This window comes from Actinocorallia libanotica (assembly GCF_039525175.1).
In the GTDB taxonomy this organism is placed as follows: Bacteria; Actinomycetota; Actinomycetes; order Streptosporangiales; family Streptosporangiaceae; genus Actinocorallia; species Actinocorallia libanotica.
In genome coordinates, this window is the sequence record NZ_BAAAHH010000001.1 from 57,815 (window position 1) to 81,176 (window position 23,362).

The window sequence follows — 23,362 nt, forward strand, 5'->3', positions numbered from 1 at the left end:
GGTCGTTCGTCGTACCCTTCATAGCGACAGGTAAACCGATTCGCCTGTCCGTCGTCCTACTATTCGAGTCCCGCGTCCGGCGCGGGGATGGCCAGAAGGCGCTGACGCTGTGATTCTTGCAACCTCCATCGTGCTGATGATCACGAGCCTGCTCATGATCCTGCTCGTGCTGATGCACAAGGGCAAGGGCGGAGGCCTGTCCGACATGTTCGGCGGCGGCATCTCCTCCTCGCTCGGCGGTTCCTCGGTGGTCGAGCGCAACCTGGACCGCCTCACGATCGGCACCGGCGTCATCTGGTTCGCCGCGATCGTGGTGCTCGGCTTCCTGTTCAAGGCACAGGGCAACTGACCCCCCGTCGGCGCCCGCGCCGAGGACGTACGACAGTGGCGCGCCGGGAGCCTCGGCTCCCGGCGCGTGTTTCCCAATCAAGGAGTTTTCGTGGCTAGTGGCAGTGCCATTCGCGGCAGCAGGGTCGGCGCCGGCCCGATGGGCGAGGCGGAGCGCGGCGAGGCGGCCCCCCGCGTCATCATCAGCTTCTACTGCGCCAACAAGCACGAGACCCGCCCCAGCTTCGCCAGTGACTGCCAGGTCCCCGAGACCTGGGACTGCCCCCGCTGCGGCCTCCCCGCCGGCACCGACGCGCAGAACCCCCCCGCGGCCCCCAAGAACGAGCCCTACAAGACCCACCTCGCCTACGTGAAGGAGCGCCGCTCCGACGCCGACGGCCAGGCCATCCTCGAGGAGGCACTGGGCAAGCTCCGCGAGAAGCGCCGCCTCGTCCAGGCCGCCATGGCCTCCGCGGCCGCCCGCAACTAGGCGCCCCCGCCTCCGCAGGACCCGGCTCCCCTCCAGGAGACCGGGTCTTCGTCGTCTCCGGAATGTGCCGCGTCCCTCCCCGGGTTCGCGGGGGCGGGCCGCCGCGAGCGGGTAGGGACCGGTCATGGCTGAAGTCACTGAAGTGGATGTCGTGGTCGTGGGAATGGGGCCCGGTGGGGAGGACGCGGCCGGGCGGCTGGCCGAGGCCGGGCTGGACGTGATCGGGGTCGAGGCGGGGCTGGTCGGCGGGGAGTGCCCGTACTACGGGTGCATCCCGAGCAAGATGATGATCCGGGCGGGGGACGCGCTGGCCGAGGGGCGGCGGGTGAACGGCCTGGCCGGGAAGGCGGAGATCCGGGCGTCGTGGGATCCGGTGGCCGCGCGGCTGCGGAAGGCGACGGCGGACTGGGACGACAAGGCCGCCGCCGACAGGTTCACCGGGAAGGGGGGACGGCTCGTCCGGGGATTCGGGCGCGTCAGCGGTCCCCGCGAGGTGACGGTGGGGGAGCGGGTGCTGCGGGCGCGGCGCGGGCTCGTGCTCAACCCCGGGACGGAGCCGGTGGTGCCTCCGATCGAGGGGCTGGAGGACACGCCCTTCTGGACGAACCGGGAGGCGGTCAAGACGACGCGGGCGCCCGAGTCGCTGCTGGTGCTGGGCGGCGGGGCGATCGGCGTGGAACTGGCCCAGGCGTTCGCGCGGTTCGGCAGCCGGGTCACCGTGCTGGAGGGCGGCGAACGGCTGGTCTCGCGGGAGGAGCCGGAGGCCGCCGAGCTCATCACGAAGGTCTTCGAGCAGGAGGGCATCGCCGTCCGCACCGGGCAGAAGGTGGAGCGGGTGCGCTACGCCGACGGCCGGTTCACCGTGGAGGCGGGCGGTAACGCGTTCGAGGCCGAGCGCTTCCTGGTCGCCACCGGCCGCAAGACGGACCTGGCGCGGCTCGGCGTGGGCAAGGCGGGCCTGGACGAGTCCGCCCGGGCGATCCCCGTCGACGGGCGGATGCGCGCCGCGGACGGCGTGTGGGCCATCGGGGACGTCACCGGGAAGGGCGCCTTCACCCATGTGTCGATGTACCAGGCGGGGATCGCCGTCCGCGACATCCTCGGCGAGGACGGTCCGCCTGCCGACTACCGGGCGCTGCCCCGGGTGACGTTCACCGACCCGGAGGTCGGCGCGGTGGGCCTCACCGAGGCGCAGGCCCGCGACAAGGGCCTGGACGTGCGCACGGGGTACACGCCCCTGTCGTCCTCGAGCCGCGGCTGGATCCACGAGGCGGAGGGCTTCATCAAGCTGGTCGCCGCCGGTGACGAACTGGTGGGCGCCACCACCGCGGGTCCGGCGGGCGGCGAGGTGATGAGCGCGCTGGCCGTCGCGGTCCACGGCCGGGTGCCCGTCTCGTCGCTGACCCACATGATCTACGCCTACCCCACCTTCCACCGCGCGATCGAGACGGCCCTGGCCGACCTGGGGAAGGGCTGACCGGCGCGCGGCGTCAGCCGGCGCTGTACTCGTCGTTGCGGTAGAGGGCGAGGACCTCGGCGACGCAGGCGGGGCGGCGCTGGCCGTCGATCTCCATGGTGACCTTGAGGGTGCCCAGGCGGCCGGCGGGGGAGTTCTTCAGGTCCACCAGCGTCGCCTTGGCGCGGATCTTGGCGCCGACGGGGACGGGCGTGTGGAAGCGCACCTTGTTGAGGCCGAAGTTGACGACCATGGTCAGCTTCTCGATGGTGAAGGTCTGCATGACGTGCGCCGTCACCAGGCTGAGGGTGAGGTAGCCGTGGGCGATGGTGCCGCCGAAGGGGCCCTCGGCCGCGGCGCGCTCGGGGTCGACGTGGATCCACTGGTGGTCGCCGGTGGCGTCGGCGAACTTGTCCACCTGCTCCTGGGTGATCTCCTGCCACTCGCTGTGGCCGAGCTCCTCTCCCACGGCGGCGGCGAACTCGTCCAGGTCGGTGAACGTGCGCATCTACGGCTCCTCGGGTCGTCGGTCGCCGACCATTGTCTCGTGCGCCGCCGCCGTCGGCGAACACGCCGCGCTCACGTCCGGGGCAGCCGTCCGGTGAAGAGCCCGTGGAAGCCGAAGGGGATGTGGTGGGGCAGCCACGCCGTCGCCAGGAGGCCGAGGTCCCGCGCGTCGAGGACCGCCAGTCCCGACCGGTGCCCGGCCTCCTGGTAGACGACGGAGAGCAGCCATCCGTCGTCCTCGGCGGAGTCCGGGGCGCGGGGGACGAAGACGGGCTCGCCCACGCAGTCGCCGAGCGGGCGGGAGGTGACCTCCTCGGTGTCGTGGTCGACCTTCAGCACGGCGTCGAAGAGGCCCGAGGCGGCGTGGCTGCCGCTCAGGTAGCTGTACCGGTGCCGGCGCGTGGAGGCGCGCTGGTCGAACTGGGGCAGCTCGCAGGCGTGCTCGCTGAGCCGCTCCTCCACGACGCGGGAGGGGGTGATGCGGTAGCGGGTGAGGCTGTTGGGGCGGGCCTGGTGCGCGCGGTCCCGGAAGTTGAGGATGTCCTCCTTCAGCAGGGTGAAGTCGGGATAGGCGACGACCTCCACCACGGTGTCCGTGCCGTCCTCGTAGGCGTTGGTGATGTGCGTGGCCATCGCGGCGTCGTGCTCGACGATCCGTGCCGGCCCGCCGTCGCGGGGGACGAGCAGGAACCGCAGCGGGTTCTCGGGCCTGTAGTGCAGCGCCGAGAGCGCGGAATCGCCGCGCAGGATCCTCCCGACGTCGGGGGTGGCGGGGCCGAGGACGAAGACCATGTGGCGTTCGGTGAGCCCGAAGTCGTGGATCCAGGGGATGCCCTTGAGCCGGACGGAGGCGGCGCGGGTCAGCTTCCCGCTCCGGTCGACCCTGTAGCAGTGCACGCCGGGCGTCGGCGCGAACCTCAGCCCGAAGTTGAACATCTCGCCGGTGGCGGGGTCGAAGCGGGGGTGGGCCGACCACATGCCGAGGCCCTTGAGCCCGCCCTCGAAGCCGTGGAGCCCGTAGGTGTCCAGAGTGTCGGGGTCCACCCGGGTGGGCCTGCCGCCCTCCCACAGGGCCAAGAGGTCGCCGGAGTGGAACGACAGGCTGGTGTTGGCGGTGTTGGCGGGCGGCATGGGGAAGCCGGCGGATGTGCCGACACCGGCCCGCCAGCGCCGCTTGGCGCGGTACTGGGGGGTGTCGAGGTAGCGGTTGCGGAAGGAGACGCGCCCCTGGTCGAAGGCGAACCGCGACACCATGCCGTCGCCGTCGAAGAGGCAGTCCAGGAGGGTGGTCCCGACCTGCCACTTGCCCGGCCCGTTGCGGTAGAGGGCCCCGCGCAGGTCGAGGGGGACGGTGCCGTCGATCTCGGTGACGTCGTAGGAGCGCTCTTCGAGGAGGGGTTCGAACACGCCGTAGGTCATGCGGCACAGCCTTTAATCTGACGACGCCTGTCGTCAATAACTTGGGGCAAGATGATCCCCGAGATGAGCACACGGGCCTACCGGGGCCGCAGCCCCCAGGAGCGCGTCGCCGAGCGCCGGGAGCGGCTGCTGGCGGCGGCCCTGGACCTGTGGAGCGAGCTGGGCTGGTCCGGCGTCTCCGTCCGCGGCGTCTGCGCCCGCGCGGGGCTGACCGACCGCTACTTCTACGAGTCCTTCACCGACCGCGACGCCCTGCTCCTGGCGGTCTTCGACCGGGTCAGGGACGAGCTGACCGGCGGGCTGCCCGCCGCCCCGTTCACCGGCGAGCCCCGCGCCGTCATGCGCACGCTGTTCCTCGCCCTGTTCACCGCGCTGGCCGAGGACCCCCGCTACGCCAGGGTCGCCTTCACCGACCCCGCCGGCAGCCCCGCCCTGGAGACCCGCCGCCACGACGCGCTCCTGGCCGTCGCCGACGCCGTCGCCGCGGGCGTGAGCTCGGTGGCGCCCGGGGACTTCCGCGGCCCCGCCCTGTTCTGCGTCGGCGGCGTCGGCGGCCTCATCTCCGCCTGGCTCGCCGGACGGTACCCCGCCGCGCCCGAGGAGCTCGCCGACCGCTGCACCGAGCTGTGCGCCCGCGTCTTCGGGGTCTGAGGGCTCACTCCAGGTGGGACACCTGGTTGAAGGCCAGCCGCTCCCCGTCCCGCCAGTGTGAGACCGAGCAGTTGGCGACCGTCGTGCGCTCCAGCTCCATCAGCTCGGCCTCGGTCAGGCCCTCCAGGAGGTAGGCGAAGACGAGGATCACCGCGTCGTGCGCCGAGACCAGCACCGTGCCCTCGGGGGGCAGGTCGCGCAGGAAGGAGCGCAGCCGCAGCGCGATGTCGGCCCACGACTCCCCGCCGGGCGGCCGGTGGTAGAACTTGCCCAGCTCCCGCTGCCGCCGCCACTCCTCGGGGAAGCGCGCCCGGATCCCCGCGGGCGTCAGCCGGTCGAACGCCCCCATGTCCCGGTCGCGCAGCCGCTCGTCCACCCGGACGTCGCCGCTCCCGGTGGCCAGCCGGACGGTCTCCAGCGCCCGCGTGTAGGGGGAGGAGACGATGAGGTCCGGCGGCCTGCGCCCGGCCAGGAACCGGCCGAGCAGCCGCGCCTGCTCCCGCCCGCGCGGCGACAGCGGCACGTCCGGGTCGCGGCAGGGCATCTCGATGACCTGGGCGCCCGCCCGCAGCGCCGCGCGCCGCGCCACGTTCCCCGCGCTCTCTCCGTGCCGGATCAGGATCAGCTCCATGGTCCCTCCATCATCCCCTCCGCTAGGATCGTTGAAGACAAAGCGACTGGCGCAGTCAAGGTGGAGCACCACCGGGGAGCGAGTTCGAGCGGGCACCGCGCGCCTGGGTGCCTCCCGCGCGAGCTCGTGGAGGAGCGCCATGCACGTCCCCGCCCTGTCCCATCTGCACGCCGCCGACCCGGACGTCGCCGCCCTGGTCGAGGGCGAGGCCGCCCGCCAGCACGGCAAGCTGCGGCTGATCGCCTCCGAGAACTACGTCTCCCCGGCGGTCCTGGAGGCCACCGGCTCGGTGCTGACCAACAAGTACTCCGAGGGCTACTCCGGCCGCCGCTACTACGAGGGCCAGCAGTTCGTCGACCCCGTCGAGGACCTCGCCGCCGCGCGGGCCAGGAGCCTGTTCGGGGTCGAGCACGCCAACGTCCAGCCCTACTCCGGCTCGCCCGCCAACCTCGCCGCCTACCTGGCGTTCCTGGAGCCGGGCGACACCGTGATGGGCATGGCCCTGCCGATGGGCGGCCACCTCACCCACGGCTGGTCGGTCAGCGCCACCGGCCGGTGGTTCACCCCCGTGCGCTACGGGGTGCGCGCCGACACCGGCCGCGTCGACCTCGACGAGGTGCGCGACCTGGCGCTGCGGGAGCGGCCGAGGCTGATCTTCTGCGGCGGCACCGCGATCCCCCGCACCACCGACTACCCGGCCTTCGCCGAGATCGCCCGGGAGGCCGGGGCGGTGCTCGTCGCCGACATCGCGCACGTGGCGGGCCTCATCGCCGGCGGCGCCCACCCCTCCCCGGCCGGGCACGCCGACGTGATCACCACCACGACCCACAAGACGCTGCGCGGCCCGCGCGGCGCGATGATCATGACGACGGCCGAGCACGCCTCCGCCGTGGACAGGGCGGTCTTCCCCGGCCTCCAGGGCGGCCCGCACAACCACACCACCGCCGCGATCGCCGTGGCGCTGAAGGAGGCGGCGGCCCCGGAGTTCGCCGCCTACGCCCACCAGGTCGTCGCCAACGCCGGCGCGCTGGCCGAGGCTCTGCTGGAGCGCGGGTTCGACCTGGTCTCCGGCGGCACCGACACCCACCTCATCCTCATCGACCTGACGAACAGGGGCGTGGCGGGCAAGCCCGCGGCCAAGGCGCTGGACGCCGCGGGCGTCGAGCTGAACCACAACACCGTCCCCTTCGACACCCGCAAGCCCTTCGACCCGTCCGGCCTGCGGCTGGGCACCGCCGCCATCACCACGCGCGGCCTCACCGAGTCCGACATGCCGCGCGTCGCGGGCTGGATCGACGAGGTCGTCAAGGCGCACGAGGACGAGGCGCTGCTGGCGCGGACCGCCGCGGAGATCGGCGCGTTCATGGCCGCCCGTCCGATGCCGGGCTGGGCGCCCACCCCCTGACCCCGGCGGTGCCGCCGGCCCGGCGGACGGGCCGGCGGCACCGGGGAGACGGACATCACGGCCCCCTTTCATCAGCGGAAACCCTCGACACACGGTCCCGTAACACGGGCCGGAGAGGCTGGAGGCACCGCAGAAAAGGGGGGTTTCTCATGGCAGTACTCATCAAGGCTCCGCCGTCCGTCGGCACCTCCATGCGCCCGCTCCACGCCCGCGACCGGCGGGCCGTCGAGGAGATGCACGGCCGCTGCTCGACGGCCAGCCGCCGGATGCGCTACTTCAGCGCCAAGCCGGGCCTGCCGCCCCGGCTCTTCGCCCTCTTCCTGGACCGTTCCCGCGGCGTCACCCTGGTGGTGGAGGGCCAGCTGGGGAAGGTGGTCGCGCTGGGCCACCTGATGTACGCCGCCGAGCCCGGCACCGCCGAACTGGCCTTCCTCGTCGAGGACGGCTGGCAGGGCAGGGGCCTGGGCCGCGCCCTGGCCGAGCGGATGCTCGACCTCGGCGGCGAACTGGGCCTGGCGGAGCTCAACGCCAGCGTGCTCAGCGAGAACGCCCGGATGCGCAGGCTGCTGACGTCCCTGGGCGGCCGCACCCGCCGCACCGAGGACCCGACCGTCCTGGAGCTCACGATCGTGCTGCGGGAGGCCGAGACCGGGTGACCGGAACGTTCCAGGGCTGAGACCATGGCGGGGTGGCCATCTACGACGACCCGGCAGCCTACGAACTCTCCTGCGCCTTCCGCGACGTCCCCGCCGAGGTGGACGCGCTCCTGCGCTGGTCGGCACGGCACGGACGGACACCGCGCACCGTCCTGGAGCTGGCGGCCGGCCCCGCGGAGCACGCCAGGGAGTTCGCCCGCCGCGACCTGCGCGCCACGGCCCTGGACCTGAGCCCCGCGATGTGCGCCTACGCCGCCGCCCGGGAGCCGCGGCTGACCGTCGTCCAGGCGGACATGACCGACTTCGACCTCGACGAACGCTTCGACCTCGTGGTCACGATGCTCGACAGCACCGCCCACCTGCACACCCTCGACGCGATGGCCGCGCACTTCGTCCGCGCCGCCGAGCACCTGGCCGACGGCGCGGTCTACATCCTGGAGATGAGCCACCCGGGCGACCGGCTCGGCCCCGAGCCCTCCACCTCCACCCGGTGGACGGCCGAACGCGACGGCACCACCGCCGAGGTGAGCTGGGGCTCCCTCGACGACGTGCTGGACCCGCTCACCCAGCTGGTGGACGACCACGTCCTCATCAAGGTCACCGAGCCGCCCGCGCGCCTCGGCGGCCCGGCCCGCGTCCGGGTCGTCGAGGGCACCGTGCCCTACCGCTTCTGGACCGCCACCGAGCTGGCGGCCGCCGTGCGCGTCGCCGCCGCCGAGCACCCCGCGGCGGCCCTGGAGATCATCGCCCAGTACGGCGACTTCTCCGACGTCCCGCCCGCGGACCCGTCGGCCTGGCGGCTCATCACCGTCCTGCGCCGCAAGCCGGTATCGTCACGCCCATGACGCACCCCCAGCGTACGCAGTGGCAGCCGGCCCCCCTGAGCGCCGAAGAGGAGGAGCGCTTCGTCCGCGAGATGGTCCCCGTCGTCGCCGCGGCCGTCGGCGCGAACCGCACCTTCCGCATCAGCGCCGACACCGAACCCCTCCAGCGCATGTTCCGCGAGGTCACCACCCGCACCTCCGAGGCCCTCGGCACCCCCCTGATGGGCTACACCAACGGCCGCGAGTTCTGGATCAGGCCCGCCGAGTCCTGACCCGCCCCGCCGGGCGCGTGGACGGCCCCACCGGGGAACCCGGACGCGCCGGGGCGGCACGGGCGTGCCGGGCGGAGCGGACATGCCGGACGCGGAACGGCCCCGCCGCGTGCGGCGGGGCCGTTCCGGGTGTGACGGGAGTCCGTCCGAGAGGGGTCAGGCGGGGAGGGCGGAGGCCGCCTCCCGGTCGAGGAAGTAGTAGGTGGCGCGGCGGCCGCGGGCGGTGGCGACCGGGGCCTTGGCCGCCTCGGCGCCGGAGAGGCCGAGGCGGACGGCCTCGGCCTTGCCCGCGCCCGCCACGATCACCCACACCTCCTCGGCGGCCTGGATGGCCGGGACGGTGAGGGAGATCCGGGTGGGCGGCGGCTTCGGCGAGTCGTGCACGCCCACCGCCGTGCGGCTCCTCTCGTGGACCTCCGGGTGGCCGGGGAACAGCGAGGCGATGTGGGCGTCGGGGCCCACCCCCAGCATCAGCACGTCGAACGCCGGGACCGCGGGCGTGCGGCCCGGCGCGGCGGCGGCGAGCTCGGCGGCGTACCGGGCGGCCGAGGCGTCGGCGTCGTCGCCGTCCGGGCCGTCGGGGCCGCGCATCACGTGGACCCGGGCCGGGTCGACCGGGATCCGGTCCAGCAGCGCCTCGCGCGCGCCCGTCTCGTTGCGTTCGGGGTCGCCCTCGGGCAGGAAGCGCTCGTCGCCCCACCAGAAGTCGACACGCGACCAGTCGACGGCGTCCCGTGCGGGGTCGGCCGCCACGGCGGCCAGCGCCGCCAGCCCGGAACCGCCGCCGGTGAGCACGACCGAGGCGCTCTCCTTCTCGGCCAGCACCTCGATCAGACGGCTGACCAGCCGCGCGGCCACCCCGGCGGCCAGCAGCTCGGCGTCCGGGTGGACCAGGACCTTCGGTGCGCTCATGAACCCGCCTTCTTCCTGTTGTGCTGCCGCCCCTTGCCCGGCGCGGAGGACCGCGTCTCGGGCGCGGGCTCGGCGGCCTGCTCCTGTTCGGCCGCCGCACCCTCCTCGGAGGGCGCGGCGGGAACAGCGGGAAGGGGGGTCTCGGCGGGGACCGCCTGCAGGGCGCTCCGCCGGCTCTGCTCCTTCTCGAAGCGCGTCACCGCCTCGTGGTAGACCTCGTCGGGGTCCAGGCGCCGCAGCTCCTCGGCGAGCAGCTCGGCGATCGGCCGGCGCAGCAGCGACACGTACCGGTCGGGCTGGCCCGGCCGCCCCAGCGTGGCCACCCGCCCGTCCGGCCGGGTGATGGTCAGCTCGCCCCCGTCGCTGTGCAGCACCACCGCGGTGATGCCGGGCCCCTCGGAGACCCGCCGGTGGGCGGGGATGCCCAGCCGCACCTCCAGCCAGGCGGCCAGCAGCTCGGCGCTGGGGCTGTCGGCCTCGCCCAGCACCTCGGCCGAGCGCAGCGACGGCGTCGGCTGGTCCAGCGAGGCGGCCAGCAGGGTGCGCCACGGGGTCAGCCGGGTCCAGGCGAAGTCGGTGTCGCCCGGGGCGTAGGCGCGGCTGAGCCGGCAGAGCGTCTCCATCCGGTCCTGCGCGGCGTAGCAGTCGGTGACCCGGCGCTGGCCGAGCGCGCCCAGCGGGTCCTCCGCCGGGTCCTCCGGCGGCTGGCCCGGCCACCAGACCACGACCGGCGCGTCCGGCACCAGCAGCGGCACCACCACCGAATCGGCGTGCTGGGCCAGCGGCCCGTACATGCGCAGCAGCACCGTCTCGCCCGGCCCCGTCTCCCCGATGCGGATCTCGGCGTCCAGCCGCGAGGAGCTGCCCCGCGGGTCGCGGGAGATGACGGTGAGGATGCGGCACGGGTGCTCGCGCGCCGCCTCGTTGGCCGCGCGCAGCGAGTCGTACTGCGCCGACTCGTCGGTGACGATCACCAGGGTCAGCACCATCCCTATGGTGGGACCGCCCATCTGGTGGCGCGCCTGGGTCAGCGCCTCCTGGATGCGCCTGGTGGTGGTCGAGGTGAGATCGATGTTCACGTCAGATCCTCCGCCACGCTCTGCCGTCGCGCTTCATCATCAGATCGGCGGACTTGGGACCGTAACCGCCGGACTTGTACTGCTCGGGCCGACCGCGCCCGGCCCAGAACTCCTCGATCGGGTCGAGGATCTGCCACGACAGCTCGACCTCCTCCTGGCGGGGGAAGAGCGGCGGGTCGCCGATGAGGACGTCCAGGATCAGCCGCTCGTACGCCTCCGGCGAGGACTCGGTGAACGACTCGCCGTAGGCGAAGTCCATGTTGACGTCGCGCACCTCCATCGAGGTGCCCGGCACCTTGGAGCCGAACCGCACGGTGATGCCCTCGTCGGGCTGCACCCGAAAGACCAGGGCGTTCTGCCCCAGCTCCTCGGTCTCGGTCTGGGAGAACGGCAGGTGCGGCGCCCGCTGGAAGATCATCGCCACCTCGGTGGTGCGGCGCGACAGCCGCTTGCCCGTGCGCAGGTACCACGGCACCCCGGCCCAGCGGCGGGAGGCGATCTCCAGCTTGACGGCGGCGTAGGTCTCGGTCGTGGAGGCCTCGGGGATGCCCTCCTCCTCCAGGTAGCCGCGCACCTTCACCCCGCCCTGCCAGCCCGCCGCGTACTGGCCGCGGGCCGTGGTCAGCGACAGGTCGTCGGGCAGGCGCACCGAGGAGAGCACCTTGGCCTTCTCCGCGCGCACCGCCTCGGCGCTGAAGGACGTCGGCTCCTCCATCGCGGCCAGCGCCAGCAGCTGCAGCAGGTGGTTCTGGATGACGTCGCGGGCCGCGCCGATGCCGTCGTAGTAGCCCGCCCGGCCGCCGATGCCGATGTCCTCGGCCATCGTGATCTGCACGTGGTCGATGTGGGAGCGGTTCCAGACCGGCTCGAACATCGTGTTGGCGAAGCGCAGCGCCAGAATGTTCTGCACCGTCTCCTTGCCGAGGTAGTGGTCGATCCGGAAGATCGACTCCTCGGGGAAGACGCGGTGCACGATGTTGTTGAGCTCCTGGGCGCTGGCCAGGTCGTGTCCGAAGGGCTTCTCGATCACCACCCGGCGCCAGGAGGACTCCGAGCGCTCGGCCAGCCCGCTGCGCTGCAGCTGCTCCACGACCACGTCGAAGAACTTCGGCGGGATCGACAGGTAGAAGGCGTAGTTGCCGCCCGTGCCGCGGGTCTCGTCGAGCTCCTTCACGGCCATGGCCAGCGCGTCGAACGCGCCGGGGTCGCTGAACTCGCCGGGCACGAAGTGCATGCCCTCCGACAGGTGGTTCCAGACCTCCTCCCGGAAGGGCGTGCGGGCGTTCTGCTTGACGGCCTCGTAGGCGAGCTGGCGGAAGTCCTGGTTCTCCCAGTCCCGGCGGGCGAAGCCCACCAGGGAGAAGCCGGGCGGCAGCAGCCCGCGGTTGGCGAGGTCGTAGATGGCGGGGAGGAGCTTCTTGCGCGAGAGGTCGCCGGTGACGCCGAAGAGGACCAGCACGCTGGGTCCGGCGACGCGGGGCAGTCTCTTGTCACGAGGGTCCCGCAGGGGGTTCCCGTCGATCCCGATCAGTTCAGCGGGCGATGGCATGCCCGGTCCCTTTCCTACGAGTCGTTCGACTGGCGGAGCATGGAGCACGGTCTTCAGGAGGGGATCGACCGGTCTGCCTTCTGCGACCGGACCGCTCCTCGTCCACGGGGTGGACGAGGAGCGGTCCGGTGCGCTGGGTGTTCTCAGTTTTCCAGTGCGTCGAGCAGTTGCGCGAGTCCTTCGGCGCGGTCGCGCAGATGGATCCGCACCGCCGGCCGCCCGCGCGAGCGCAGGGCCCGCAGGTCGCCGACGGCCTGGGCCAGCTGCAGCGTGCCGAAGGTGTAGGGGCGGCCCGGCACCGGGACGTCCCTCTCCACCTCGCCGGTGAGCTGCAGGAACACCCCGTTCTGCGGGCCTCCCTTGTGGTACTGGCCGGTGGAGTGCAGGAACCGCGGGCCCCACCCGAAGGTGACGTGGGCGGTGCTCTGCTGCCCCCGCAGCCGCTGCGCGCGCACCGCCAGCAGCTCCCGGAGCGCGGCGGCCCCGGCGTCGCGGCCGGTGCGGTCGAGGTAGGCCATCACGGCGAGGTAGCCGTGTGCGGGGATCAGACCCAGCAGCTCCTCCAGCGCGCCGGACAGGGAGCCCGCCTTGATCGCGCCGTCGGCGTGGACCTCCACGGCGCCGAAGACCAGGTCGGGCTCCCCGGCCGCCAGCGCGGCGGCGGGACCCTGCTCTTCGGCGGCCTTGAGCAGGGCGCCGGTGTTGTCCTTGGACTCCTGGACGTTGGGCTGGTCGAAGGGGTTGATGCCCAGGACCCGGCCGGCGACGGCGGTGGCGTACTCCCACAGCAGGAACTGGGCGCCCAGCGGGCCCCGCACCGTGATCGCCGAGGCGTCGTAGGAGCCCAGCACCGCGCCCCGCGCGTCCGGGGAGGGCGCGAAGCCGGGCGCGTCGACGCCCTCCAGCACCACGGGCAGAATGCCCTTGCCCTCCTTGCCGGTGGACTCGGCGATGAGCTGCTCGGCCCAGTCGCCGAACCCGGTGATGCCCGAGCCCGCGTCGGCCAGCAGCAGCTTGTCGTGCCCGCCGGCCGCGGCCGCGCCGAGCGCCGCGCCCAGCGCCAGGCCCGGGTTGTCGTACGGCTGGCGCAGCGCGGGGGTGAGCTCGGCGGCCTCGTCGAGCAGCCGCCCCACGTCGGCGCCGGCCAGGGCCGAGGGCACCAGGCCGAAGGCGCTCAGCGCGCTGTAGCGCCCGCCGACGTCGGGGTCGGCCAGCACCACGTGGTAGCCGGCCTGGCGCGCGGTGTTCTCCAGCGGGGAACCCGGGTCGGTGATCACCACGAAGCGGCGCTTGAGCGCGTCGCCGGTGATCCCGGCGTCGGCGAAGGCCTGCTCGAAGACGCGCCGGTGGCTGTCGGTCTCGATGGTGCCGCCGCTCTTGGAGGCCACCACCACGACCGTGCGCTCCAGCCGGTCGGCGATGACGCGGCCGACCTGGTGCGGGTCGGTGGTGTCCAGGACGGTCAGCTCGACCCCGGCGGTGCGGGTGATCACCTCCGGAGCCAGCGAGGAGCCGCCCATGCCGGCCAGCACGAAGTGGTCCAGGCCCTCGGCGCGGTAGTCGGCGGCCAGCTCGTTCAGCGGGCCGACCAGCGGCCGCGAGGTCTGGGCCAGGTCCAGCCAGCCCAGCCGCCGGCCGGCCTCCGACACCGCGTCCGGTCCCCAGAGGCTGGCGTTCTTGGCGGCGAGCGCACCGGGCACGCCGTCGGAGATCAGCCTCTGCAGGGCGGTCTCGGCCTCCTCGGCGGCGTCGCCGCGCAGGGTGACCGAGACGCCCGCGGCGGTGACCACTGATGTCACGCCTTGTCCTCCAGTTCGCCCTTCAGGGTGTCGAGGAACTGCTTCCAGGAGGCTTCGAACTTCTCCACGCCCTCGTCCTCCAGGACCCGCACGACGTCGTCGTAGTCGACGCCCGCGTCCTTCAGCGCGGCGAAGACGGCGTGCGCGTCGGCGTACGCGCCCGTCACGGTGTCGCCGGTGATCTCGGCGTGGTCGGCCGCGGCGTCGAGGGTGGCCTCGGGCAGCGTGTTGACGGTGCCGGGCGCCACCAGCTCGGTGACGTACAGGGTGTCGGGCAGCGCCGGGTCCTTCACGCCGGTGGAGGCCCACAGCGGCCGCTGCGGGAGCGCACCGGCCTCGGCGAGCGCCTGCCAGCGGGGGGAGGCGGTCTTGCGCTCGTACAGCTCGTAGGCGAGCCGGGCGTTGGCCACGCCCGCCTTGCTCTTGAGCTCGGCGCGGCCCAGCTTCTCCAGCCGCTTGTCGATCTCGGTGTCCACGCGGGAGACGAAGAACGAGGCGACCGAGGAGATGCGGCTCAGGTCGTGGCCGGCGGCCTTGGCCTGCTCCAGCCCGGCGAAGTAGGCGTCGACGACCTCCCCGTAGCGCTCCAGGGAGAAGATCAGCGTGACGTTGACGCTGATGCCCTCGGCCAGCGCCGCGGTGATCGCGGCCAGGCCCTCCCGGGTCGCCGGGATCTTGATCATCAGGTTGGGGCGGTCGACCTGCCACCACAGCGCCTTGGCCTCGGCGACCGTGGCCTCGGTGTCGCGGGCCAGCCGCGGGTCCACCTCCAGGGAGACCCGGCCGTCGACGCCCCCGGTGCGGTCGTAGACGGGGCGCAGCACGTCGCAGGCCCAGCGGATGTCGTAGGTGGTGACGGCGCGGGCCGCCTCCTCCACGTCCACGCCGCGCACCGCCAGGTCGCGCAGCTGGCCGTCGTAGGCGTCGCCCTTGCCGACGGCGGCGGCGAAGATCGTGGGGTTGGAGGTGACCCCGACGACGTTCTTGTCCTTGACGAGCTGCTCGAGGTTGCCCGAGCGCAGACGTTCCCGGCTGACGTCGTCGAGCCAGATGGACACGCCCTCCTGGGAGAGCTTCTTCAGATTCTCGGACATGCGTTATCCCTTGGCCTTGGTGAGGCTGGACCGCGCGGCGGCCGCCACGTGGTCGGGGGTGATACCGAACTCCTTGTAAAGGGTCTGGTAGTCGGCGGAGGCGCCGTAGTGCTCGAGGCTGACCGACTCGCCGGCGTCGCCGACGAACTGGCGCCAGCCGAGCGCGATGCCCGCCTCGACCGAGACCCGGGCGCGCACGGCCGGCGGCAGGACCTGGTCCTGGTAGGACTGCTCCTGCTCGGCGAACCACTCCACGCACGGCATGGAGACGACGCGGGTCGGGGTGCCCCCGGCCTCCAGGGACTCGCGGGCGGCGAGGGCGATCTCGACCTCGGAGCCGGTCGCGATGAGGATGACCTCGGGCGTGCCGCCCGCGGCGTCGGCCAGCACGTAGCCGCCCTTGGCGACGCCCTCGGCGGAGGCGTACTTCTCGCGGTCGAGGACCGGCAGCTTCTGGCGGGTCAGCGCCAGGCCCGCCGGGCGGCCGGTGTTCTCCAGGATGGTGCGCCAGGCGACGGCCGTCTCGTTGGCGTCGGCGGGGCGCACCACGTCCAGGCCCGGGATGGCGCGCAGCGCCCACAGGTGCTCGACCGGCTGGTGGGTCGGGCCGTCCTCGCCCAGGCCGATGGAGTCGTGCGTCCACACGAAGGTGACGGGCAGCTCCATCAGCGCGGCCAGCCGGACGGCCGGGCGCATGTAGTCGGAGAAGACCAGGAAGGTGGCGCCGTAGGGGCGGGTGCCGCCGTGCAGGGCGATGCCGTTGAGGATCGCGCCCATGGCGTGCTCGCGCACCCCGAAGTGCAGGGTGCGGCCGTAGGGGCCGCCCTTCCACGTCTCGGTCTGGAACTCCGTCGGGATGAAGGACTGCTCGCCCTTGATCGTGGTGTTGTTGGACTCGGCCAGGTCGGCCGAGCCGCCCCACAGCTCCGGCAGGACCGGGCCGACGGCGTTGAGGACCTCGCCGGAGGCGGCGCGGGTGGCCACGTCCTTGCCCGCGGGGAAGGACGGCAGCTTGGCGGCCCAGCCCTCGGGCAGCTCGCGCGCGGCCATGCGGTCGTACTCGGCGGCGCGCTCGGGGTTGGCCTCGCGCCAGGCGGCGTAGCCCTCGTCCCACTCGGCGCGCAGCGCCTCGCCGCGCTCCTTGACCTTGCGGGCGTGCTCGAGCACCTGCGCGTCGACGGCGAAGGTCGCCTCCGGGTCCATGCCCAGGATCTTCTTGGTGGCGGCGACCTCGTCGGCGCCCAGCGCCGAGCCGTGGATCTTGCCGGTGTTCTTCTTCTTGGGCGCGGGCCAGCCGATGACGGTGCGCAGCGCGATGAGGGTGGGGCGGCCGGTCTCGGCCTTGGCCGCCTGCAGCACGGCGTGCAGCCGCTCGACGTCCTCGACGTACTCGCCGGTCTTCAGCCAGTCGACGCGGTGCACGTCCCAGCCGTAGGCCTCGTAGCGGGCGATGACGTCCTCGGACATCGCGATCTGGGTGTCGTCCTCGATCGAGATGCGGTTGTCGTCCCAGATCGCCACGAGGTTGCCCAGCCGCTGGTGGCCGGCGATCGCGGCCGCCTCGTGGTTGATGCCCTCCTGGACGTCGCCGTCGGAGCACACGACCCAGATGGTGTGGTCGAAGGGCGAGGCGCCGACGGGTGCCTCGGGGTCGAACAGGCCGCGCTCGCGGCGGGCGGCCATGGCCATGCCGACGGCGTTGGCGAAGCCCTGGCCCAGCGGGCCGGTGGTGGTCTCGACGCCCTCGGTGAAGCCGTGCTCGGGGTGGCCCGGGGTCTTGCTGCCCCAGGTGCGCAGGGCCTTCAGGTCGTCCAGGGACAGACCGTAGCCCGACAGGTAGAGCTGGATGTAGAGGGTGAGGCTGGAGTGCCCGCAGGAGAGCACGAACCGGTCGCGTCCGGGCCAGGCCGGGTCCGCGGGGTCGTGCTTCATCACCTTGTTGAAGAGCAGGTACGCGGCCGGGGCGAGGCTCATGGCGGTCCCCGGGTGTCCGGAACCCACTTTCTCGACGGCGTCCATCGCGAGGGCGCGGACGGTGTCCACGGCCCGGTTGTCCAGCTCGGACCAGTCAAGGTGGTTGATGTCGGTAGTCACCGGAACGCTCAGGTCCTTCCAAGATCTTGGGATGTCAGGTCGACCACGCCCGTGCCCCGGGGCGGTGATCTCTCCGAGCCTACTCATTATGACGCCCGGAAGGATTGGTCTAAACCACTGGGTTCTTCACCCAGAACACAGGGCACATGCCCGATGATTCCCCGCCTAACCCTGCGCCGGTTCCCCGGAGAGGGGGAGAAGACAGGTGAAACACCGCACCCGGTGGCGGGTCCCCCCCAGGTCGGGACTACAGTGAGGGCGCGGCCGCAAGGGGCGTCCGCGGCATGATGATTTCCCTCACCAGAAGGCTTCCCAGTTGTGACGGTGCTCAGTAACCGGCTCGGCGGCACGACCGGTGTCGAGCTCGAAGCGGATCCGCCCGCCGCCCTTCTCACGGACGACGGCCAGGCCCGTACGCTCGGCGCCCGGATCAAGGCCTACGTGGCCCTGACCAAGCCGCGGGTCATCGAACTTCTGCTGATCACCACGCTACCGGTGATGTTCCTGGCCGCCAAGGGTGTGCCCGACCTCGGCCTGGTGTTGTTCACCCTGCTGTGGGGCACGATGTCGGCCGGCAGCGCCAACGCCGTCAACTGCTTCATCGACCGCGACATCGACGCCAAGATGCGCCGCACCCGCCGCCGCCCGCTCGCCCGCCACCAGGTGAGCCCGCGCGCCGCCCTGGTGTTCGGCGTGGCCCTCGGCGTGATCTCCACGGCTGGCTTCCTGCTCACGGTCAACACCCTGGCCGCGGCCCTGTCGGTCGGCGCCATCCTCTTCTACGTCTTCGTCTACTCGCTGCTGCTCAAGCGGCGCACCAAGCAGAACGTGGTGTGGGGCGGCATCGCCGGCTGCATGCCCGTCCTCATCGGCTGGGCCGCCGTCACCGGCTCCCTGGCCTGGGCCCCGTTCGTGCTCTTCGGCGTGGTCTTCCTGTGGACGCCGCCGCACACATGGACGCTGGCCATGCGCTACCGCGAGGACTACGCCCTGGCCGGGATCCCCATGCTGCCGGTGGTGGCGGGGGAGAAGCGGGTCGTGGTGGAGAGCCTGGTCTACACCTGGGCCACCGTGCTGTGCTCGCTGCTGCTGTGGCCCGTGGCGGGCCTGACCCCGGTCTACGGCGCGGTCGCGCTGCTGCTGGGCGCGGTCTTCCTGCTCGAGGGGCACCGCCTGCTGGCCCGGGTCAACCGCGGCCTGACCGGCGCCCTGCTGCGGCCGATGCGCTTCTTCCACCTGTCGAACAGCTACCTGGCGCTGCTGTTCACCGCCGTGGCGGTCGACTTCCTCTTCCAGTGACCGGGCTTCTCGGGCTTAACGCCCCCGTGCCCGCTCGACTACGCTCACCGCATGACGACCCTTGATCCGCAGGCGATCCTGGCGGGCCGCACGCCCGGACGGCCTTCGATCAAGCTGATGGTCGGCATGGTCGTCACCTCGCTGTGCGCGCTGACGGCCCTGGTCCTGTTCGCCCTGCTGGGGGGCGGGGCGAACTTCTTCGTCTGCGTGGGCCTGGCGGTCCTGCCGGTGCCCATCATGGTCGCGGCGGTGCTGCTGCTGGACCGCCTGGAGCCCGAGCCCACCCGCGACCTGGTCTTCGCCTTCCTGTGGGGGGCGGGCGTGGCGGTGCTGGGCGCGCTCGTCCTCAACACGCTCGGCCTGAAGTACGTCACCGAGCCGGTCTTCGGCGACCAGGGCAGGTTCTGGACCACGGTGGCGGGCGCGCCCGTGGTGGAGGAGGCCCTCAAGGGCGCCGTCCTGTTCGTCCTGCTGTGGTTCCGCCGCAACGAGATCGACGGCGTCACCGACGGTTTCGTCTACGCGGCGATGGTCGCGCTGGGCTTCGCGATGATGGAGAACGTCTCCTACTACCTGCAGGCGCTGGACGGCGGCGGCACCCAGCGGCTGGAGGCGGTGTTCGTGCTGCGCGGCGTGGTCGCGCCCTTCTGCCACCCGCTGTTCACCGCCATGACGGGCCTGGGCGTGGCGTACGCGGCCAACCGGCGCACCGGCCGGGTCACCGCGCTGGTGCTGGGGCTGCTGGCGGCCATGCTGCTGCACGCGCTGTGGAACGCCGGCACCCTGATGGGCGCCGGCGGGCTGGCGGTCGTCTACGCGCTGAACTTCGTCCTGCTCGTCGTGCTGCTCACCCTGGTCTTCCTGGAGCGCCGCACGCTGGTCCGCCAGATCGGCCACTACCTGCCGGGCTACCTGCACACCGGCCTGGTCACGCCGCAGGACATCGTGATGCTGGGCCGCATCCCGCTGCGCCGCGAGGCGCGCCGCTGGGCGCGCTCCATCGGCGGCAAGGGCGCGGCCCGCGCGATGAGCGACTACCAGCTGGCCGCCACCGAGCTGGTCCTGCTGCACCGGCGCATGGACAACGGGGTGATCGACGTCCCGTTCTTCGCCCGCCGCCGCGGCGAGCTGCTGCGGCTGATGGTCGTGGCCCGCCAGGCGCTGGCCATCAGCCGCATCCCGGCGGGCCCGGCGGCCCCGCCCCCCTGGGGCCCCTCGGGGTTCGCCCCGCCGCCCGGCTAGGCGGTGGTCCGCACGGCCGGGGAGGCCGCCGCGGAGTCTTCCACGACGGGCCGGACGCGCCCGGCGTACAGGAGGTTCAGGGTGGCGATCCACAGCAGGGCCGAGCCGAGCACGTGCGCGGCGACCAGGAGCTCGGGGACGCCCAGGAAGTACTGCACGTAGCCGATGAGGCCCTGCAGCAGGATGGTGCCGAGCAGGACGTTCCCGGCCCGGCGGACCCCGGCGGGGGCGCCGGTCCTGCGGTGCAGGACGAGCAGCGCGGCGGTCAGGGCGACGGTCACCCAGGCCAGGAGCGAGTGGGCGCGGGTGATGTCCACGATCGGGAAGGGCAGGCGGGTGGCCTCGGCGTCGCCCGCGTGCGGCCCGGAGCCGGTGACGAACGTGCCGACGACCAGGACGGCGACGACCACCCCGACCAGCGCCAGGGTGAGCCGGTGCACCAGCGGGTCGACCCTCCGCTCGACGGGCCCGTCGCCCTCCCCGGCGCGCACGTACAGCAGGAGCGCCACGAAGATCAGCGCGATGGAGAACAGGTAGTGCGGGGAGACCATGGTCGGGTGCAGCTTGGTCAGCACGGTGAGGCCGCCCACCAGGGCCTGGAAGACGACGCCGATCGGCTGCCACACCGCCAGCCTCGTCAGGTCCGGCCGGTTGGGGGAGAGCCGGCGGGCCGCGATGTAGACGGCGAACCCGACGGCCAGCACCAGGAAGGTCAGGGTCCGGTTGCCGAACTCGATGGCCATGTTGACCGGCGAGTGCTCGGGCGAGGCGTGCGGCAGCAGGCTGTCGCCGGTGCACTTGGGCCACGTCGGGCAGCCCAGGCCCGACTTGGTGAGCCGGACGGCCGCGCCGGTGAGGATGATCCCCGCGTTGGTGACCACGCCCAGCAGGGCGAGGAACCGCAGTGATGCGGGGGTGGGATTCCAGACCGCGTCCCTGGCCTTGAGCAGCAGGGAGGTCTTGTTCTCAGGGGTCGTCACAGCCACGGCCTCATCGTAGGACCGCCTCGCCGGTGGTCCGATCCGGGTCAGGTTCCGGCGGCGTCCCGGGCGGTGAGCGTGGCGCCCGCGCAGGCGATGATCACCGCGCCGACGGCCGCCCACTGGGCGGGCGCGAGGAACTCGCCGAGCAGCACCACGCCGATCAGCGCCGCCACCGCGGGCTCGGCGCTCATGAGGATGCCGAAGACCCGCTGCGGGATGCGCCGCAGCGCCTCCAGCTCCAGCGTGTAGGGCACCACCGAGGACAGCAGCCCCACCCCCAGCCCCATCGCCAGCACGGCGGGGGTGAGGATCTCGGGGCCGCCCGCCTCGCCGAGCGCGTGCAGGCCCATCGGCAGCATCACGACGGTCGCCACGGCGCTGGCCAACGCCAGCCCCGTGCTGCCGGGGATCCGCTTGCCCGTGGCGGCGGCGAAGAGGATGTAGGAGGCCCAGCCCACGGCCGCCAGCAGCGCCCACAGCACCCCGGAGAGGGTGATGTCGCCGTCGCTCCGCGCCAGCAGCACCACCCCGCCGAAGGCCAGGAACGCCCACAGCAGGTCCAGTGCGCGCCGCGAGGCGACCACCGACACCAGCAGCGGGCCGAGGAACTCGATGGTGACCGCGACGCCCAGCGGGATCTGCTGGATCGACTGGTAGATCGAGAAGTTCATCAGCGCCAGCGACAGACCCAGGCCCGCCGCGGCGCCCAGGTCCCGCACGCCGTGGTCGCGCCGCACCCGCCGCAGCGCCCTGCGGGCCAGGAACCCCACGACGAGGGCGGCCACCAGCAGCCGCATCACCACCACCACGGTGGGCGGGACCCGGTCGAACATGCCCTTGGCGATGCCCGCCCCGGCCTGCACCGAGACGATCCCGCCCAGCACCAGCAGGGAGGGCGGCATGCTCCCCAGGCCCAGTCCCAGGCGGGCGGGAGCGGCGGACCCGGTCACTCCCATCGGAAGAACCGGGCGGCCAGCGCCAGGCCCGCGACGGCCCAGACGGCAAGGACGAGCAGCTCCCGGCCGGGCAGGGCGGCGCCGTCGGCCAGGACGGCGCGCAGCGCCTCGGTGAGGGCGGTGATCGGCAGGTACTCCAGGACCGGGCGCATCGCCTCGGGGAACTTGCTCAGCGGGAAGACCACGCCGCCCAGGAGCAGCAGCAGGATGTACACCAGGTTGGCGGCCGCCAGGGTGGCCTCGGCGCGCAGGGTGCCGGCCATGAGCAGCCCGAAGCCGCTGAAGGCGGCGGTGCCCAGCAGCACGGCCAGGAGCGCGGCGGCGGGGTTGCCCGCGGGGCTCCAGCCCAGGGCGAGGGCGACCGCGGTGATGACGGCCACCTGGAGGAGCTCGATGAGCACCACCGTCAGGGTCTTGGCGCCGATCAGGCCGGCGCGGGGCAGCGGCGTGGCGCCCAGGCGCTTGAGCACCCCGTAGCGGCGCTCGAAGCCGGTGCCGATGGCCTGGCCGGTGAAGGCGGTCGACATGACCGCCAGCGCGATGATGCCGGGGGCCAGGAAGTCCACCCGCGCGCCGGAGCCCAGGTCCAGCAGGCTGGTGACGCTGAACAGCACCAGCAGGAACACCGGGATGACCAGCGTCAGCAGCAGCTGTTCGCCGTTGCGCAGCACGCCCTTGACCTCGTAGGAGGTCTGCGCGGCGATCATCGCCGGCAGCGGGGCGGCCGCGGGCCGCGGGGTCAGGTCCAGGACGCTCTTGGTGGTCATCCCCGCAGCTCCCTGCCGGTCAGTTCGAGGAACACGTCTTCCAGGGTGCGCCGCTCGATGCGCAGGTCCTCGGCGAGCACGCCGTGCGCCGCGCACCAGGCGGTGACGGTGGCCAGCAGCTCGGGGCGCACGTCGCCCTCGACGAGGTAGTGCCCGGCCGGCGACTCCTTGGCGGCGCTGCCGACGGGCAGCGCGCTGAGCAGCTCGTCCAGGCCGAGGCCGGGCCGCGCCCGGAAGCGCAGCTGGCGTTCGGCGCCGGTCAGCTCGGCGGGGGTGCCCTCGGCGACGACGCGGCCGTGGTCGACGATCACGACGCGGTCGGCGAGCTGCTCGGCCTCGTCCATGAAGTGGGTGGTCAGCAGCACCGCGACGCCCGCGGCGCGCAGCTCGCCCACCAGCTCCCAGGTGGCGTGCCGGGCCTGCGGGTCGAGCCCGGCGGTGGGCTCGTCGAGGAAGACCAGCTCGGGCCTGCCGACCAGCGCGGCGGCCAGGGACAGCCGCTGCTGCTGGCCGCCGGACATGCGCCGGTAGGGGGTGCGCGCGTGCGCGGTGAGGCCGAGCCGCTCCATCAGCGCGTCCGGGTCCAGCGGGTCGCGGTGGAAGGCGGCCATGAGCCGCAGGAACTCCCCGGCGCGCGCGGTGCCGGGTACCCCGCCGGTCTGCGGCATCACCCCGATGCGCGCCTTGAGCGCCCGGTCGCGCGGGTCGAGCCCGAGGACACGGACGGTGCCGGCGTCGGGGGAGCGGAAGCCCTCGCAGATCTCGATCGTGCTGGTCTTGCCCGCCCCGTTGGGACCCAGGAGCGCGGTGACCTCGCCGCGGGCGGCGGTGAGGGACAGCCCGTCCACCGCGGTGGCCGTTCCGTAGCGTTTGACCAGGCCGGTGATCTCGAGTGCGGGGGGCGCTGCCATGGTCACGAGTCTAGGGCCGGGTGGACGGGGGCCCTGCCG

General features: G+C 73.1%; 22 protein-coding genes, 1 pseudogene and 1 riboswitch. Of the genes and pseudogenes, 10 read left to right on the plus strand and 13 right to left on the minus strand.

The window, feature by feature from the left end; genetic code table 11:
• The first annotated feature begins 109 nt into the window (after window positions 1-109).
• The 3 genes from secG to ABD140_RS00265 all read left to right on the plus strand — a co-directional run bounded on the left by secG (window position 110) and on the right by ABD140_RS00265 (window position 2,294).
• Window positions 110-349, plus strand: coding sequence for a preprotein translocase subunit SecG (gene secG, locus ABD140_RS00255; protein WP_344235333.1), 240 nt, complete (start codon window positions 110-112; stop codon window positions 347-349).
• 90 nt (window positions 350-439) lie between these two features.
• The gene (locus ABD140_RS00260; RefSeq protein WP_344235335.1) at window positions 440-817 is read left to right on the plus strand and encodes an RNA polymerase-binding protein RbpA; all 378 of its coding nucleotides are present in this window, start codon (window positions 440-442) and stop codon (window positions 815-817) included.
• A 124-nt stretch (window positions 818-941) separates the two neighbouring features.
• Entirely contained in the window at window positions 942-2,294 is a 1,353-nt protein-coding gene (locus ABD140_RS00265; RefSeq protein ID WP_344235337.1) for a dihydrolipoyl dehydrogenase family protein, read from the plus strand.
• A gap of 13 nt (window positions 2,295-2,307) precedes the next feature.
• Here the strand turns inward: ABD140_RS00265 and ABD140_RS00270 are convergent, their stop codons facing one another.
• Window positions 2,308-2,781, minus strand: coding sequence for a MaoC family dehydratase (locus ABD140_RS00270; RefSeq protein ID WP_344235339.1), 474 nt, complete (start codon window positions 2,779-2,781; stop codon window positions 2,308-2,310).
• Between the two features lie 71 nt (window positions 2,782-2,852).
• On the minus strand, window positions 2,853-4,199 hold the full coding sequence (locus ABD140_RS00275) for a carotenoid oxygenase family protein (protein WP_344235341.1): 1,347 nt from the start codon (window positions 4,197-4,199) through the stop codon (window positions 2,853-2,855).
• A 63-nt stretch (window positions 4,200-4,262) separates the two neighbouring features.
• Between ABD140_RS00275 and ABD140_RS00280 the strand changes: the two genes are divergently transcribed.
• Window positions 4,263-4,850, plus strand: coding sequence for a TetR/AcrR family transcriptional regulator (locus ABD140_RS00280; protein WP_344235343.1), 588 nt, complete (start codon window positions 4,263-4,265; stop codon window positions 4,848-4,850).
• 4 nt (window positions 4,851-4,854) lie between these two features.
• Here ABD140_RS00280 and ABD140_RS00285 read toward each other — a convergent pair whose 3' ends face one another.
• Window positions 4,855-5,481: a histidine phosphatase family protein gene (locus ABD140_RS00285; protein ID WP_344235345.1), complete on the minus strand. Its 627-nt coding sequence runs from the start codon at window positions 5,479-5,481 to the stop codon at window positions 4,855-4,857.
• Between the two features lie 32 nt (window positions 5,482-5,513).
• Window positions 5,514-5,597, plus strand: a riboswitch (ZMP/ZTP riboswitch).
• 23 nt (window positions 5,598-5,620) lie between these two features.
• Between ABD140_RS00285 and ABD140_RS00290 the strand changes: the two genes are divergently transcribed.
• From ABD140_RS00290 to ABD140_RS00305, 4 genes are all read left to right on the plus strand, one after another.
• Window positions 5,621-6,886 carry a serine hydroxymethyltransferase gene (locus ABD140_RS00290; RefSeq protein WP_344235347.1) on the plus strand — a complete coding sequence of 422 codons (1,266 nt, stop codon included), beginning with the start codon at window positions 5,621-5,623 and terminating at the stop codon, window positions 6,884-6,886.
• A gap of 149 nt (window positions 6,887-7,035) precedes the next feature.
• Window positions 7,036-7,542, plus strand: a complete 507-nt coding sequence (locus ABD140_RS00295) for a GNAT family N-acetyltransferase (RefSeq protein ID WP_344235349.1) — start codon at window positions 7,036-7,038, stop codon at window positions 7,540-7,542.
• A 32-nt stretch (window positions 7,543-7,574) separates the two neighbouring features.
• Window positions 7,575-8,387, plus strand: a complete 813-nt coding sequence (locus tag ABD140_RS00300) for a class I SAM-dependent methyltransferase (RefSeq protein WP_344235351.1) — start codon at window positions 7,575-7,577, stop codon at window positions 8,385-8,387.
• Entirely contained in the window at window positions 8,384-8,638 is a 255-nt protein-coding gene (locus tag ABD140_RS00305) for a hypothetical protein (protein ID WP_344235353.1), read from the plus strand. The genes ABD140_RS00300 and ABD140_RS00305 overlap by 4 nt, the downstream gene beginning before the upstream one ends.
• A gap of 156 nt (window positions 8,639-8,794) precedes the next feature.
• Here ABD140_RS00305 and pgl read toward each other — a convergent pair whose 3' ends face one another.
• The 6 genes and pseudogenes from pgl to tkt all read right to left on the minus strand — a co-directional run bounded on the left by pgl (window position 8,795) and on the right by tkt (window position 17,165).
• Window positions 8,795-9,550, minus strand: a complete 756-nt coding sequence (gene pgl, locus ABD140_RS00310; protein WP_344235355.1) for a 6-phosphogluconolactonase — start codon at window positions 9,548-9,550, stop codon at window positions 8,795-8,797.
• Window positions 9,551-9,747: 197 nt separating this feature from the next.
• Window positions 9,748-10,629: pseudogene (locus ABD140_RS00315) on the minus strand (glucose-6-phosphate dehydrogenase assembly protein OpcA); the annotation flags it as partial.
• Window position 10,630: 1 nt separating this feature from the next.
• Window positions 10,631-12,178: a glucose-6-phosphate dehydrogenase gene (zwf, locus tag ABD140_RS00320; RefSeq protein WP_344235359.1), complete on the minus strand. Its 1,548-nt coding sequence runs from the start codon at window positions 12,176-12,178 to the stop codon at window positions 10,631-10,633.
• A gap of 143 nt (window positions 12,179-12,321) precedes the next feature.
• Window positions 12,322-13,977 (minus strand): glucose-6-phosphate isomerase, encoded by a 1,656-nt coding sequence (locus tag ABD140_RS00325; protein WP_344235362.1) that lies wholly within the window; start codon window positions 13,975-13,977, stop codon window positions 12,322-12,324.
• Window positions 13,974-15,071 carry a transaldolase gene (tal, locus tag ABD140_RS00330; RefSeq protein WP_344235364.1) on the minus strand — a complete coding sequence of 366 codons (1,098 nt, stop codon included), beginning with the start codon at window positions 15,069-15,071 and terminating at the stop codon, window positions 13,974-13,976. The genes ABD140_RS00325 and tal overlap by 4 nt, the downstream gene beginning before the upstream one ends.
• A gap of 3 nt (window positions 15,072-15,074) precedes the next feature.
• Window positions 15,075-17,165, minus strand: a complete 2,091-nt coding sequence (tkt, locus tag ABD140_RS00335; protein WP_344235366.1) for a transketolase — start codon at window positions 17,163-17,165, stop codon at window positions 15,075-15,077.
• A gap of 318 nt (window positions 17,166-17,483) precedes the next feature.
• Here tkt and ABD140_RS00340 point away from each other — a divergent pair, with 318 nt between their 5' ends.
• Window positions 17,484-18,464: a heme o synthase gene (locus ABD140_RS00340; RefSeq protein ID WP_344235368.1), complete on the plus strand. Its 981-nt coding sequence runs from the start codon at window positions 17,484-17,486 to the stop codon at window positions 18,462-18,464.
• 51 nt (window positions 18,465-18,515) lie between these two features.
• The gene (locus ABD140_RS00345) at window positions 18,516-19,706 is read left to right on the plus strand and encodes a PrsW family intramembrane metalloprotease (RefSeq protein ID WP_344235370.1); all 1,191 of its coding nucleotides are present in this window, start codon (window positions 18,516-18,518) and stop codon (window positions 19,704-19,706) included.
• On the opposite strand, the gene ABD140_RS00350 is transcribed toward ABD140_RS00345, so the two are convergent.
• Genes ABD140_RS00350 through ABD140_RS00365 form a run of 4 tightly spaced genes read right to left on the minus strand, consistent with a single transcriptional unit; the run spans window position 19,703 to window position 23,323 of the window.
• Window positions 19,703-20,692 (minus strand): COX15/CtaA family protein, encoded by a 990-nt coding sequence (locus tag ABD140_RS00350; RefSeq protein WP_344235372.1) that lies wholly within the window; start codon window positions 20,690-20,692, stop codon window positions 19,703-19,705. The genes ABD140_RS00345 and ABD140_RS00350 overlap by 4 nt on opposite strands.
• Window positions 20,693-20,733: 41 nt before the next feature.
• Complete coding sequence (locus tag ABD140_RS00355; protein WP_344235374.1) at window positions 20,734-21,645, minus strand: EamA family transporter; 912 nt, start codon at window positions 21,643-21,645, stop codon at window positions 20,734-20,736.
• On the minus strand, window positions 21,636-22,412 hold the full coding sequence (locus ABD140_RS00360) for an ABC transporter permease (protein WP_344235376.1): 777 nt from the start codon (window positions 22,410-22,412) through the stop codon (window positions 21,636-21,638). The genes ABD140_RS00355 and ABD140_RS00360 overlap by 10 nt, the downstream gene beginning before the upstream one ends.
• Window positions 22,409-23,323 carry an ABC transporter ATP-binding protein gene (locus ABD140_RS00365; protein WP_344235378.1) on the minus strand — a complete coding sequence of 305 codons (915 nt, stop codon included), beginning with the start codon at window positions 23,321-23,323 and terminating at the stop codon, window positions 22,409-22,411. The genes ABD140_RS00360 and ABD140_RS00365 overlap by 4 nt, the downstream gene beginning before the upstream one ends.
• Window positions 23,324-23,362: the final 39 nt, after the last annotated feature.

Excerpts from the sequence above, each read along its gene's own strand:
- ABD140_RS00265 (WP_344235337.1), top strand. The coding sequence starts at position 942 with ATGGCTGAAGTCACTGAAGTGGATGTCGTGGTCGTGGGAATGGGGCCC.
- ABD140_RS00270 (WP_344235339.1), bottom strand. The coding sequence starts at position 2,781 with ATGCGCACGTTCACCGACCTGGACGAGTTCGCCGCCGCCGTGGGAGAG.
- ABD140_RS00275 (WP_344235341.1), bottom strand. The coding sequence starts at position 4,199 with ATGACCTACGGCGTGTTCGAACCCCTCCTCGAAGAGCGCTCCTACGAC.
- ABD140_RS00280 (WP_344235343.1), top strand. The coding sequence starts at position 4,263 with ATGAGCACACGGGCCTACCGGGGCCGCAGCCCCCAGGAGCGCGTCGCC.
- ABD140_RS00285 (WP_344235345.1), bottom strand. The coding sequence starts at position 5,481 with ATGGAGCTGATCCTGATCCGGCACGGAGAGAGCGCGGGGAACGTGGCG.
- ABD140_RS00290 (WP_344235347.1), top strand. The coding sequence starts at position 5,621 with ATGCACGTCCCCGCCCTGTCCCATCTGCACGCCGCCGACCCGGACGTC.
- ABD140_RS00295 (WP_344235349.1), top strand. The coding sequence starts at position 7,036 with ATGGCAGTACTCATCAAGGCTCCGCCGTCCGTCGGCACCTCCATGCGC.
- ABD140_RS00305 (WP_344235353.1), top strand. The coding sequence starts at position 8,384 with ATGACGCACCCCCAGCGTACGCAGTGGCAGCCGGCCCCCCTGAGCGCC.
- pgl (WP_344235355.1), bottom strand. The coding sequence starts at position 9,550 with ATGAGCGCACCGAAGGTCCTGGTCCACCCGGACGCCGAGCTGCTGGCC.
- zwf (WP_344235359.1), bottom strand. The coding sequence starts at position 12,178 with ATGCCATCGCCCGCTGAACTGATCGGGATCGACGGGAACCCCCTGCGG.
- tal (WP_344235364.1), bottom strand. The coding sequence starts at position 15,071 with ATGTCCGAGAATCTGAAGAAGCTCTCCCAGGAGGGCGTGTCCATCTGG.
- ABD140_RS00345 (WP_344235370.1), top strand. The coding sequence starts at position 18,516 with ATGACGACCCTTGATCCGCAGGCGATCCTGGCGGGCCGCACGCCCGGA.
- ABD140_RS00355 (WP_344235374.1), bottom strand. The coding sequence starts at position 21,645 with ATGGGAGTGACCGGGTCCGCCGCTCCCGCCCGCCTGGGACTGGGCCTG.
- ABD140_RS00360 (WP_344235376.1), bottom strand. The coding sequence starts at position 22,412 with ATGACCACCAAGAGCGTCCTGGACCTGACCCCGCGGCCCGCGGCCGCC.
- ABD140_RS00365 (WP_344235378.1), bottom strand. The coding sequence starts at position 23,323 with ATGGCAGCGCCCCCCGCACTCGAGATCACCGGCCTGGTCAAACGCTAC.